The sequence below is a fragment of the uncultured Marixanthomonas sp. genome (genome assembly GCF_963974425.1).
Taxonomy (GTDB): Bacteria; Bacteroidota; Bacteroidia; order Flavobacteriales; family Flavobacteriaceae; genus Marixanthomonas.
The window spans coordinates 48,973-61,023 of the sequence record NZ_CAXBCK010000021.1 but is presented as its reverse complement, the minus strand read 5'-3'; the positions used below and the strand labels follow the sequence as shown (position 1 = coordinate 61,023).

Here is a 12,051-nt window from a genome sequence, read left to right as displayed (position 1 = left end):
ATTCTTCAACTATAATTGCGTAAATAAAATCGGAAGAGGATTGCGGTAAAAAGTTTTTCTGAACACTTTTGCCAGGTCCTAAGCCCGTAATTCCTCCAGAAGCGATAGCAATTTTTGCTTTTTCAATCTGATAATCTGCCTCGGTATCTTCTCCGTCGGTAAAGTTTTCTACTCGACTTATCCACGTATCTACCCTATTTGGAAATACGCCTGGAAAGGCTTTTGCAGTCAAGACAAACAAGGTTAAACACAATAAACCTGCACCTAGAATGATTCCTAAATATTTAATTGGATATCCTCCTACAAACACTAATACAACTACCATTGCAAATATGATGGCCGTGGTTGAAAAGTTAGCTGGAAGAATTAATGCTAATACTACAAATACTGGCAACCATAATGGAAGCAACGTTTCTTTAAAAGCTACAGTTTCCCCTTTAATTTTAGATAAATACCGGGCTACATAGGTTAATAAAACAACCGCCGCCAATGTGGAAGTCTGAAAGGTAACACCTACAAAAGGCACACGAATCCAGCGACTAGCATTTGCTCCATCAATAGTAGTTCCTTGTCCTAACGTTAATAATAACAATACCACAACCAATGGCAACGCAATAATGGACAGACCTCTAAAATAATGAAACGGGATTTTATGCACGCCATATAAAATGGCAAACCCTAACAACAAATGTGCAAAATGTTTGAGTAAATACGGCAAGGTACTTCCATCCCCATATAAATAGGCCAAATTACTACTAGCGCTATATACAGGCAAAAAGGAAAACACAGCCAATAGCGCCACAGTGGCCCAAATCACTCGATCCCCTTTAATATGTTGAAATATTTCCCGCATTGGTATTCTTCTTATTTTTTATAAAAGCCTTACTGACTCTTTAAACTGTCTTCCTCTATCTTCGTAGTTTGTAAACAAATCGAAGCTTGCACAAGCTGGTGACAATAATACATTTTCACCTCTTTCTGCTAAGCGATATGCTATTTGCACTGCTTCTTGCATGGATTGTGTTTCTACCATCATATCGACAATGTTTCCAAACTGCTTGGTTAATTTTTCATTGTCAATTCCTAAACAAACAATGGCTTTTACTTTTTCGTTTACCAACGGAAGTAAATCCGAGTAATCGTTTCCTTTATCTACACCACCAACTATCCAAACAGTTGGACTTTCCATACTGTCCAACGCATAAAAAGTAGCGTTCACATTGGTAGCCTTAGAATCATTAATGTACATTACATTATTAATTTTTAAGACTTTCTCAAGGCGATGTTCAACGCCCTGAAAGCTTTCCATCGATTCACGGATGGTCGCTTTTCTAATCTTTAAAAGCTTGGCAACAGTCGAGGCTGCCATAGCATTCTTTGTATTGTGTTCTCCTTTTAATCCTAAGGTTGAGATTGGCATAGTAAATTGGTTATTATCTATTGTTATTATTATTTCGTTGTTTTTTATATATGCACCTTGTTTCAGCTCATTTTTTGCTGAAAAAGGCAGTAACTGAGATTGTATTGGGTGCTCTGAAAGCCATTTTGTAATCACTTTATCGTCTGCATCGTAAATAAAATAATCGTCAGCCGTTTGATTCATTGCTATTCTAAATTTTGCAGCAATGTATTTACTGAAATCGTGATCATACCTATCTAAATGATCCGGCGTAATGTTGGTTAAAACAGCTATATGTGGTTTAAATGTTTCAATTCCGTCCAATTGAAAGCTACTTAATTCCAACACATAGCTTGTAAATTTTTCTTCAGAAACCTGCTCTGCAAAACTTTTTCCTATGTTTCCACCCAAAGCGACATTCAAGCCACCGTTTTTAAGTACTTCATAAGTTAGCGTTGCGGTAGTGGTTTTTCCATTGCTTCCGGTAATCCCTACGATGGTTGCTTCGGTATATGTTGAAGCAAATTCAATTTCAGAAATCACTTTAACGCCCTTTTCTCTCAGTTTTGTAACAATTTTAGCCGTATCGGGAATTCCCGGGCTTTTCATTACAATATCTGCCGAAAGCACTTTATCTTCAGTATGAGCTTGTTCTTCCCACTCAATCTCATTATGTAAAAGAACTTGTTTATACGTTTCCTTTATTTTTCCGAAGTCTGAAACAAAGACTTCAAATCCTTTTTTCTTTCCCAATAGAGCCGTTCCTACTCCACTTTCACCGGCTCCTAACACTACTAATCGCTCTGCCACTGCTATCTAATTTTGAGCGTGACAATCGTCAGTATTGCCAGGAAAATTCCTATAATCCAAAATCGGATAACTATTTTACTTTCGTGAAATCCCTTTACCTGATAATGGTGGTGTAGCGGTGACATTCTGAAAATACGCCTCCCTTCACCAAATTTTTTCTTTGTGTATTTAAACCACCCAACTTGTAACACCACGGAAAGATTTTCCATCAAAAAGATTCCGCAGAGAATGGGTATCAACCATTCTTTGCGAATAGCAATTGCCATAACAGCTATAATTCCTCCAATGGTCAAACTCCCGGTGTCCCCCATAAAAACTTGGGCTGGATATGCATTGTACCACAAAAACCCAATGAGCGCCCCCACAAAAGCTGTTATAAAAATGGTTAGCTCTCCAGTATTTGGGATAAACATAATGTTCAGATAATCTGAGAAAATCACGTTTCCCGATACCCACGCAAAAATGGCGAGAGTAACCCCTATAATTGCAGAAGAACCCGCCGCTAAGCCATCAATACCATCGGTAAGATTGGCTCCGTTTGAAACGGCGGTAATAATAAAAATCACAATTGGAATAAAGATAATCCAGACATATTTTGTGTATCCTTCTCCTGCCCAACTGACTAATTTTTCATAGTTAAACTCGTTTTGCTTAATAAAAGGAATCGTTGTTAACAAGGTTTTTTCTTCTGGATTAAACTCTTCCTGTGGTGTATTTTGAGCTACTACTTCTGTATTGTTTGTAGGTTTAATTATTTTTCGTTTTACCGTAACATCTGGATGCATATACATTGTCACCCCTACGAAAATTCCTAAACCAATTTGACCTATAATTTTGAATTTCCCCGGTAATCCAGCTTTATCATTCTTAAACTTTTTAAGGTAATCGTCAATAAAACCAATGATTCCCATCCAAATCGTGGTGACGATCAACATAATCACATAGATATTCTCCAACTTGGCGAATAATAAAACAGGAACCAAAGTTGCTAAAATGATAATAATGCCCCCCATTGTTGGAGTACCCGCTTTTTCATTTTGCCCTTCTAAGCCTAAGTCGCGAATACTCTCCCCCATTTGCTGGCGTTGCAAATATTTAATTATTTTTTTTCCATACACCGTTGCAATGAAAAGCGATAAAATAACCGACAAAGCTGCTCTAAAGGTGATAAACCCAAAAAGGCTCGCTCCAGGAAGCTGATATTCTTTCTCTAAATATTCAAACAAGTAATACAGCATGGTTATTTATTTAGGGCGGTTAAAAATTCGTTTACTATTTTAAAATCGTCAAAATCGATTCGCTCTCCATTTATTTCTTGATACGTCTCATGTCCTTTCCCAGCAATTAATATAATGTCGTTCTCATTTGCCATTTGGCAAGCATTTTTAATCGCTTGCTTTCTATTGGTTATCGAAACCGTTTTATTGAAATGCTCAGCAGGAACACCCGCTTCTACTTCTTCTACAATTTTATCAGGGTCTTCCGTGCGTGGATTATCGCTAGTGAAGACCACTTTTGTACTTAATGTGGCAGCTATTTTGCCCATTATAGGGCGTTTGGTCGCATCACGATCACCTCCACAGCCTACTACGGTAATCAATTCTTCATTTTTTGTACGGATACTATTAATGGTCTCCAACACATTTTTTAAAGCATCTGGCGAATGTGCATAATCAACAATAGCAGTTATCTTTTTTTCTGAAATTAGATACTGAAACCGTCCATCTACACTTTCTAATGTGCTCATAAGTTGAAGCAGTTCCAACGTTTCCATCCCTAAAATATCTGCAGCTCCAAAAATGGCCAACATATTGTAGGCATTAAAGGCTCCAATTAGCTTTACCCAAATCTCATTGTTGTTAATTTTCAGCAACAAGCCGGTGAAATTATTTTCTAGGATTTGCGCTTTATAATCTGCGTAGCTTTTTAAGGCGTAGGTATATTTTTTTGCATTTGTGTTCTGAAGCATAACAGCTCCATTTTTATCATCTGCATTCGTCAAGGCAAAAGCCGATTTTGGCAACTGATCGAAGAATTTCTTTTTAACGTCTCGGTATTCTTTAAAATCTTTGTGATAATCTAAATGCTCGTGTGTAAGGTTGGTGAAAATTCCACCTGCAAAGTGAAGGCCTTCGGTACGTTTTTGATGAATCCCGTGGGAGCTCACTTCCATAAAGCAATATTCAACACCAGCTTCAACCATTTCTTGTAAATAACGGTTTATGGTAAGCGAATCTGGTGTGGTTCGTTTTGCTTCGTAACGAACACCACTTACCATCACTTTTACAGTAGAAATCAACCCTGTTTTATAACCTGCTGCTGTAAACAAATCGTACAATAAGGTTGAAATGGTGGTTTTACCGTTCGTTCCTGTAATGCCGACCAGTTTTATGTTTTCAGAAGGGTTTTCATAATAATTGGCAGCCAAAATCGCCAATGCCTTATGTGAATCAGCTACTTGAACATAGGTTATTCCATTGATAATAGTTTCAGGAAGTGTTTCGCAAATAATAACCAGCGCTCCTTGTTCTGAAGCTTTTAAAATAAATTCGTGACCATCTGATACCGTTCCTTTTATGGCAACAAAAACATCATTAAGCCCAACGTTTCGTGAATCGAATTCTATATTCCGAACAGCCACAGCTGTGCTTCCTATCGTTTTTTCGATTGAAATTTTATAGAGTATGTCTTTTAATACTATCACGATAATTTTAATGTTATTTGCTGGCCGCGTTTTAAAGCTTCACCAGAGGCTATAGATTGATCGGCTACAGTGCCGTTTCCTACTGTTTGTACTTTTAAGCCTAAATTTTCTAATAATGAAACCGCATCCATTCCTGCCATTCCCTTCACATTAGGAACTTTAGTATAGTGTGCTTGTGCTTTTGGGTAATAGGTTTCGTAATCTTTTTCTAAAATTGGGTCTTCTTCATCTACATTAGCTATTTCGGCAATTAATGGCGATTCAGTAAATATTTTTTGAGCGATACGCTTAAATACTGGCCCCGTAACATCTGCTCCATAATACCCTTTTTTAGTACTCGGTTTGTGAATCACTACAATGCAAGAATATTTTGGATTTTCTGCTGGAAAATATCCTGAGAAAGATGAAATATACCGACGATCTTTTTCCCAATCATCCATCCAGTATTCGGTACGAGCGGTTCCAGTTTTTCCAGCCATCGAAAAATATTTGGAATACAAAGGTTTTCCTGTTCCTCGTATTACAATGTTTTTAAGAATGTCTCGAATTTCATTTAATGTTTCTTCTGAACAAATCTCTTCATTGACAACTTCTGTCTCAAACGTTTCCACTTCTTGATTCCAAGCTCTTATTTCTTTAATAAACCTTGGTTTCACCATAATACCATCGTTAGCGATTGCATTATAAAAAGCTAAAGTCTGAAGAGGAGTTAATCTTAAATTATAACCGTACGCCATCGAGGGAAGTGCATTTTTGCTCCATAATTCATGTCCCGGTCCTGGGATTACTGGCTTACCTTCTCCCTTTATTTTTATACCTATTTTTTTATCTAAACGCCATTCTTTTAAATGGTTTATAAACTGTTCTGGATTTTCAGAATAAGCTTCATCTATAATAGTTGCTAGACCAATATTGGAAGATACTTCTAACGATTTAGCCGCAGATATCTCACCATACCCTCCGTGTTTTGAATCGTGGATATAACGACCGTAAAATCGCTTTCTACCTTTTTTGGTGTCAACTACCGTTGTTGTATCAATCTTTTCATCCTCAAGAGCAGCCATCATTGTCATTACCTTAAAAGTAGAACCCGGCTCATGGCTTTCGCCAACAGCATAGTTTAACTTTTCATAATAATTTCCGTTGGAAGTTCTACCGAGATTAGCAACTGCTTTTATTTCACCAGTTTTAACCTCCATCACAATTACAGAACCATGTTCGGCTTCGTAATGCTCCATTTGCTTTAACAATGCGTGGTGAGCAATATCTTGAATATTTGCATTTATCGTCGAAATAACATCATACCCATCTTGAGGCTCTACTTCGTTTTCATCAAAAACCGGCTTCCATTGTCCGCGGGCAATTTTTTGTTTTAGACGTTTTCCTTCTTTTCCACGTAAATACTCATCAAAAGCACCTTCAAAGCCAACTTCATACACTCCAGGACTATTATTTTTTTGATTACCCACAAGACGTTCAGCTACTTTACCTAATGGGTGTTCACGAACGGTGCGCTGTTCTACTATAATTCCGCCTTTGTATGGTCCTAGTTTAAAAAGAGGGAAGCCCTTCAGTTTTATATAATCTGAATAACCTAAATTTTTAGCGATTAATAAGTATCTGTTTTTATTAGCGCGTGCTTTTCTGAAAACATTCTGATAGTACGAAGCTGGACGATTAAACATCTTACCCATTTCTTTAGAAAGAGGCACAATATTGTTTTTAAAGTTTTCAGAAGAAACGGTGACAGCGTCAAACCGAATATCATATTTAGGAACCGAAGTTGCTAGCAAACTACCATCTTCAGCGTATACATTTCCTCTATTTGCAGGAATTACAAAGTTACGTGTGGTATTTTTAAGAGCCAACTCACGATATTCTTCACCTTCTACAAATTGAATGTTCACCATTTTAACAGCAACAGCAATCGCGAAGATGAACATACATCCTGCGATAATATAAAGGCGGTTTAATATGTTCTTTTCTTCTATGGCCACCGTACTATTCTTTGTTTATAATTTTAATTTTTTGAGGGGGCGTAACCGAGGGTTTCAATCCCCTTTTCGCCATCGCCACTTCAATTTTGCTTTCCATTCGGGTTTGCATGAGCCGCTTCCGGATGTCCAGATATTCACTTTTTAATTCTTTTACTTCATTGTTAAGCTTCGCTATTTGATATACTTTTTTATCTGCACTATGCGAACTCGCAATCATAACTAGCGCCAATAATGACAGAAAGAAGATGAAGCGCCAATTTTTAAGCGCATCATCGTTCACTAAAAACTTCCCCTTTATTATGTTGTAAAAGTTTTTTTTCATTATATTTTTTCTGCTACTCGAAGTTTTGCACTACGAGCACGATTATTTTCTTTTATTTCTTCTTCGGAAGGAATTATAAATTTCCCCACTCTTTTAAAAGGAACTTCTACCCTGCCAAACACATCTTTTTCGGGTTGACCTTGAAACTGGCCGTCACGCATATAACGCTTCACCAACCGATCTTCTAAGGAATGATAGCTTATTAAACTCAACCTCCCCCCAGGCTTTAAAACCTCTTGTGTTTGCAATAAAAATTCTTTTAAAACTTCCAACTCTTGATTTACCTCTATACGGATAGCTTGATAAATTTGAGCCAATATTTTGTTCTCCCTATGCTTTGGCAAAAAACGTCCCAATGCCTTTTTAAGCTGCTCACTGGTTTTTATTTCTCCATCGTTTCTTGCCTCAACGATTACACGAGCCATTCCGGCTGCTGCTCTTAACTCACCGTATTGAGACAACACGCTTCGCAATTGCTTTTCATCATAATTATTAACCACGTTGAATGCTGAAAACTCACTTTTTTGATTCATCCGCATATCTAGATCGGCTTCAAAACGAGTTGAAAAACCACGTTCTGCTACATCAAACTGATGCGATGAAACTCCAAAATCACCTAAAATCCCGTCAACTTCTTTATAGCCGTAAAAGCGTAAGAAGCGCTTGAGAAATCTGAAATTTTCATTAATCAACAAAAATCTCGGGTCGTCGATAGCATTCTCAAGCGCATCCTTGTCTTGGTCAAAGGCTATCAATTTTCCATTTTCACCAAGATGCTTTAATATCTCTCGCGAGTGCCCACCACCGCCAAAGGTCACATCTACATACACCCCATCAGGATCTATGTTTAACCCATCAACCGTTTCGGTTAATAATACCGGATTATGATATTCCATGATTATCATCGTTGACATCACCCATTACCTCCTCAGCCAGGTCTGCAAAATCACTGGCAGCATCGTTAATAGCTTGTTCGTATTTTTCTTTATCCCAAATCTCCACAATGTTTATTGCCGAAGAGAGCACTAATTCTTTACTCAAGCCAGCGAAAGACATCAAGTCTTTTGGTATTAACAGTCTACCTGTAGCATCAAGCTCAACCGTTTTAACTCCTGCGGTAAAACGACGGATAAAATCGTTGTTTTTACGGTTAAATCGGTTTAACCTACCCATCTTCGCCATCAACTCATTCCACTCATCCATCGGGTACAATTCAAGGCACGGCTGAAAAACAGCTCGCTTCACCACAAACCCACTCGGGGTTACTGGAGCTAATTGCTTTTTTAGCGCAGACGGCATCATGACCCGACCTTTCGAGTCTGCTTTGCATTCGTATGTACCTATTAAATTGAGCACTAAGGGGTTACTTTTTGGCTATTATTAGTTTCAAATATAAAGAAGTTTTACCACTTTTTACCACTTTTTACCACTTTGTTGATAAGTTTTACCACTTACTAATTTTTCAGTACCGAGAGCTGCTTTATTGTTAATAACCTTTTTAATCAAAGCATATTAGCAATTTCTACTTCTGAGAAAAATGCTAAGTTGTTTATTAAAATTTCTATAAAGAATAAGAGTTCTTTATAGAAATTAATATTACACTGTATGTTAGGAAGAAAGCTATTGTTCTATAATTTTGATTACTTTTGCTTCTAATAATTTCAGTATTGAATGGCGAACCAAATACACGAAGAAGGAAAATTTAAATATATAGAACTGGGTGAAGGCACGCCAGTTGTTGTTTTACACGGACTCATGGGTGGGCTGAGTAACTTTGACGGAGTGACTGACTTTTTCCCTGAAAAAGGCTACAAAATCCTCATTCCCGAATTGCCAATCTACAGCATGTCCTTACTGAAAACGAACGTGAAAAATTTCGCAAAATACGTTTCAGAATTTATTGACCATAAAGGTTTTGATGAAGTTATTTTGCTAGGAAATTCATTGGGCGGCCACATAGGTTTGCTTTGCACAAAATTATATCCTGAAAAAGTTAAGGCACTCGTAATTACCGGAAGTTCTGGCTTATATGAAAGCGCTATGGGCGAAAGCTACCCAAAACGAGGCGATTACGAATATATCCAAAAGAAGGCTGAAAATGTTTTCTACGATCCCGCTGTTGCTACTAAAGAAATTGTGGACGAAGTATATGCTTCGGTTAACGATCGAAATAAATTAATACGAACTTTGGCCATTGCAAAAAGCGCCATTAGACATAATATGGCAAAGGATCTCCCTAAAATGGAAACACCAACCTGTATTATTTGGGGCAAAAATGACAACGTAACCCCTCCTGAAGTCGCCACAGAATTTAACGAACTATTACCAGATTCCGATTTATATTGGATCGACAAATGTGGCCACGCAGCCATGATGGAACATCCAGATGAGTTTAACAAACTTCTGTATGCCTGGTTACAAAAACGAAATCTTTAAGCTATATGAAGATTAAAGCGGCAGAATTTGTAATGAGTAACAGCGATGTTGCCAAATGTCCTAAATCTCGTTTACCCGAATATGCTTTTATTGGCCGGTCTAACGTTGGTAAGTCATCCCTTATCAATATGCTAATGCAGCGAAAAAATCTTGCAAAAACGTCGGGGCGTCCAGGTAAAACACAGCTTATCAATCATTTTTTGATTAATAAAAGCTGGCATTTAGTCGATTTGCCTGGTTATGGTTACGCGAAGGTTTCTAAAAAAAGTAAAAAGACTTTTCAAAAATTTATTACTGAGTATTTTAAAAATAGAGAGCAACTAATCATGGGCTTTGTATTGATAGATTGTCGTCATGAACCACAACCTGTCGATCTTGAGTTTATGGAATGGTTGGGTGAAAACCAACAACCCTTCGCCATTATTTTTACCAAAGCCGATAAGTTAAAGCCCAAAGCATTAGAGCGAAACTTAAAAGACTATCAAGAAAAAATGCTTGAAACTTGGATGGAAATGCCACAATTTTTTGTGACCTCTTCGACCAACGCAATTGGGCGTGACGAAGTTTTACAATACATTGGGCAAGTTAATGAGACGCTAGACCTTTCTTAACTGTTTCAATAAGAACTTCAACAGTTTCCATAGTATTTAATTTTTCTGAAGAAAGAAAAACTTCTAGTTCTCCCTCTTTTTCTGAAAGAATTATTGGAAACGTATATTTAGGCAACCACTTAGATTTAAACTTTTTTAAAAATTGATCTCTGTGATAAAAATCCATTTCTACATGCTCCTGTTTCCGAAATAGTTTCCACTCTTTTTTTTCTAAAAAAACACCATAGGTCAATTCGCAAAGGCTACAAGCATATGTTGACGGACTAATAATTTTATGCAAACCATCTAAATAGGCATTGCCTTTGCCTGAATTTGCATTGTACACAAAAATGAGTCGCACTACTCTTTTTTAAGCTCTAGTTTTTCAGCAAAATAATCACAAAAATCCCGCATAGTAGCACTCATTTTCTCATCATTTGTAGCACGCTCAAAAGTATCTGCCATTGCACTTAAGGTTTGGTGAAAGAATACTTTCATATCATCTAAAGGCATATCTTTAGTCCAAAGATCGATACGTAAAGATTCTCTTTTTTCACTGTCCCAAACATTTAAAAAAATCGCTTTTGCTTCTTCATTTTCCACACCACCATCTGGAGCGGACCATTGTAATTTTTCAGGAACTTTATTTTCGTCAAGGTCGATGTTTATGTTTATTTCTGAAGTGTTTTTTGACATTACTTTTTTGGTTTATATTTTGAATTATTATATATCGTTTCTGGTTGTTCTTGCAACATTTTCCTAAGGTCAACGGAGTTGTTTTTCATGTAAGCACGCACAATTTGCCAGCCAAGATAACGGCCTATCATTCCAGGCGATTCGTTATCAATTTCCAAATAAAATTTTGAAAATGGAGCTTTATTTATAAATCGTGCTGGTAATTTAGGGTTGGTACTATACAAAAGCTCTTTTTCTACAAAATATCGCCACATGTATTCTTCATTTTCTTGCGCCCACTGCAATTCGGCTTCTGTATAGCCTATTTTTTCTGAATCAGGGATATTTGGGAGCCAAAGATCTTTTAAATAAAGCTCTTTTCCGAAGAAAATCATCTGAGCTAATAAATCTCGTTTTTGCGGTTTTGAAACGAGCTGTCGAGCATAAACCGAGGCTACATCTGGGGCAAGTTGAGACGATTTTAAATCCTTAGAAATATATTGCTGAATGCCTTCATAAAAATGATGATCGCTTCCTAAATATGTATCGAGTGCAACAACTAACATTGTATCAGTTACTATTACTTTATTATTATAATCCACATCTGAAGTTACTGTAAAAACCGTTGGCGCCGTAAATTCAGGAAAATAATATTGTATGTGTTGAAATAAGGGAATGAGTTGCTCTTCAATCTCAGAATTATCAGGAAATTTCTTTGCGACCTCAGCGTCTAATTGTTGCTGCAAGGTATCTTGAATTCTTTGTGCCCAAATACTATCTGCAAATTGTTTCGGAAAAAATTGTGGATATTGTTTTTTAAGCTTCGGAATATCTTGAACAGATGCCGCCGCAAATTCTTTATCAAAACGAACCGTTTTTACATCCATAGAAATGGCTTCGATTTCTTTCTCTTTTTTACTTTTTGAATCACAAGCCGCAAAAAGGATTACTACAAATAACAACGCGTAAAATTTCATATACAACTACAATTTGACAACTGTTTAACGTTATCTCCTTTTTTTAATTTTAACTTTAGTTTATTTTTGTGTGCAAAGGTAGGCTTTATAGTTCAAAATATTAGGGTGTTCTGCATTCACACTTTAAAGTTTGCCAATAAA

At 36.9% G+C, this 12,051-nt stretch carries 13 protein-coding genes; 2 read left to right on the top strand and 11 right to left on the bottom strand.

The window, feature by feature from the left end:
• The 8 genes from AACZ92_RS07920 to mraZ form a co-directional block, all read right to left on the bottom strand.
• A partial coding sequence (locus AACZ92_RS07920; protein ID WP_339699424.1) for an FtsW/RodA/SpoVE family cell cycle protein occupies window positions 1-853 on the bottom strand: 853 nt, incomplete at its 3' end.
• A gap of 18 nt (window positions 854-871) precedes the next feature.
• Window positions 872-2,209 (bottom strand): UDP-N-acetylmuramoyl-L-alanine--D-glutamate ligase, encoded by a 1,338-nt coding sequence (gene murD, locus AACZ92_RS07915; protein ID WP_339699419.1) that lies wholly within the window; start codon window positions 2,207-2,209, stop codon window positions 872-874.
• Between the two features lie 2 nt (window positions 2,210-2,211).
• Entirely contained in the window at window positions 2,212-3,447 is a 1,236-nt protein-coding gene (gene mraY, locus AACZ92_RS07910) for a phospho-N-acetylmuramoyl-pentapeptide-transferase (protein ID WP_339699416.1), read from the bottom strand.
• A gap of 2 nt (window positions 3,448-3,449) precedes the next feature.
• A complete protein-coding gene (locus AACZ92_RS07905; protein ID WP_339699413.1) occupies window positions 3,450-4,913 on the bottom strand; it encodes a UDP-N-acetylmuramoyl-L-alanyl-D-glutamate--2,6-diaminopimelate ligase in 1,464 nt (487 codons plus the stop codon).
• The gene (locus tag AACZ92_RS07900) at window positions 4,910-6,910 is read right to left on the bottom strand and encodes a penicillin-binding protein (protein ID WP_339699410.1); all 2,001 of its coding nucleotides are present in this window, start codon (window positions 6,908-6,910) and stop codon (window positions 4,910-4,912) included. Before AACZ92_RS07900 ends, AACZ92_RS07905 begins: the two co-directional genes overlap by 4 nt.
• Window positions 6,911-6,914: 4 nt before the next feature.
• Window positions 6,915-7,232, bottom strand: coding sequence for an FtsL-like putative cell division protein (locus AACZ92_RS07895; protein ID WP_339699407.1), 318 nt, complete (start codon window positions 7,230-7,232; stop codon window positions 6,915-6,917).
• On the bottom strand, window positions 7,232-8,128 hold the full coding sequence (gene rsmH / locus AACZ92_RS07890) for a 16S rRNA (cytosine(1402)-N(4))-methyltransferase RsmH (protein ID WP_339699404.1): 897 nt from the start codon (window positions 8,126-8,128) through the stop codon (window positions 7,232-7,234). Before rsmH ends, AACZ92_RS07895 begins: the two co-directional genes overlap by 1 nt.
• Window positions 8,115-8,588 (bottom strand): division/cell wall cluster transcriptional repressor MraZ, encoded by a 474-nt coding sequence (gene mraZ / locus AACZ92_RS07885; RefSeq protein WP_339699401.1) that lies wholly within the window; start codon window positions 8,586-8,588, stop codon window positions 8,115-8,117. Before mraZ ends, rsmH begins: the two co-directional genes overlap by 14 nt.
• 315 nt (window positions 8,589-8,903) lie before the next feature.
• Here mraZ and AACZ92_RS07880 point away from each other — a divergent pair, with 315 nt between their 5' ends.
• Both AACZ92_RS07880 and yihA read left to right on the top strand, forming a co-directional pair.
• The gene (locus AACZ92_RS07880; protein ID WP_339699398.1) at window positions 8,904-9,668 is read left to right on the top strand and encodes an alpha/beta hydrolase; all 765 of its coding nucleotides are present in this window, start codon (window positions 8,904-8,906) and stop codon (window positions 9,666-9,668) included.
• A 5-nt stretch (window positions 9,669-9,673) separates the two neighbouring features.
• Window positions 9,674-10,279 carry a ribosome biogenesis GTP-binding protein YihA/YsxC gene (gene yihA, locus AACZ92_RS07875; protein WP_339699396.1) on the top strand — a complete coding sequence of 202 codons (606 nt, stop codon included), beginning with the start codon at window positions 9,674-9,676 and terminating at the stop codon, window positions 10,277-10,279.
• Here yihA and AACZ92_RS07870 read toward each other — a convergent pair.
• The 3 genes from AACZ92_RS07870 to gldB are packed head-to-tail and all read right to left on the bottom strand — an operon-like array spanning window position 10,254 to window position 11,910.
• Window positions 10,254-10,619 carry a GTPase gene (locus AACZ92_RS07870; protein WP_339699392.1) on the bottom strand — a complete coding sequence of 122 codons (366 nt, stop codon included), beginning with the start codon at window positions 10,617-10,619 and terminating at the stop codon, window positions 10,254-10,256. The genes yihA and AACZ92_RS07870 overlap by 26 nt on opposite strands.
• The gene (gldC, locus tag AACZ92_RS07865) at window positions 10,619-10,954 is read right to left on the bottom strand and encodes a gliding motility protein GldC (RefSeq protein ID WP_339699389.1); all 336 of its coding nucleotides are present in this window, start codon (window positions 10,952-10,954) and stop codon (window positions 10,619-10,621) included. The genes AACZ92_RS07870 and gldC overlap by 1 nt, the downstream gene beginning before the upstream one ends.
• Window positions 10,954-11,910: a gliding motility lipoprotein GldB gene (gldB, locus tag AACZ92_RS07860; RefSeq protein WP_339699386.1), complete on the bottom strand. Its 957-nt coding sequence runs from the start codon at window positions 11,908-11,910 to the stop codon at window positions 10,954-10,956. The genes gldC and gldB overlap by 1 nt, the downstream gene beginning before the upstream one ends.
• Between the last annotated feature and the right edge of the window lie 141 nt (window positions 11,911-12,051).

What these genes read in the sequence shown, in the direction of transcription:
- mraY (WP_339699416.1), bottom strand. Translation starts at nt 3,447, where the DNA reads ATGCTGTATTACTTGTTTGAATATTTAGAGAAAGAATATCAGCTTCCT.
- AACZ92_RS07895 (WP_339699407.1), bottom strand. Translation starts at nt 7,232, where the DNA reads ATGAAAAAAAACTTTTACAACATAATAAAGGGGAAGTTTTTAGTGAAC.
- rsmH (WP_339699404.1), bottom strand. Translation starts at nt 8,128, where the DNA reads ATGGAATATCATAATCCGGTATTATTAACCGAAACGGTTGATGGGTTA.
- AACZ92_RS07880 (WP_339699398.1), top strand. Translation starts at nt 8,904, where the DNA reads ATGGCGAACCAAATACACGAAGAAGGAAAATTTAAATATATAGAACTG.
- yihA (WP_339699396.1), top strand. Translation starts at nt 9,674, where the DNA reads ATGAAGATTAAAGCGGCAGAATTTGTAATGAGTAACAGCGATGTTGCC.
- gldC (WP_339699389.1), bottom strand. Translation starts at nt 10,954, where the DNA reads ATGTCAAAAAACACTTCAGAAATAAACATAAACATCGACCTTGACGAA.
- gldB (WP_339699386.1), bottom strand. Translation starts at nt 11,910, where the DNA reads ATGAAATTTTACGCGTTGTTATTTGTAGTAATCCTTTTTGCGGCTTGT.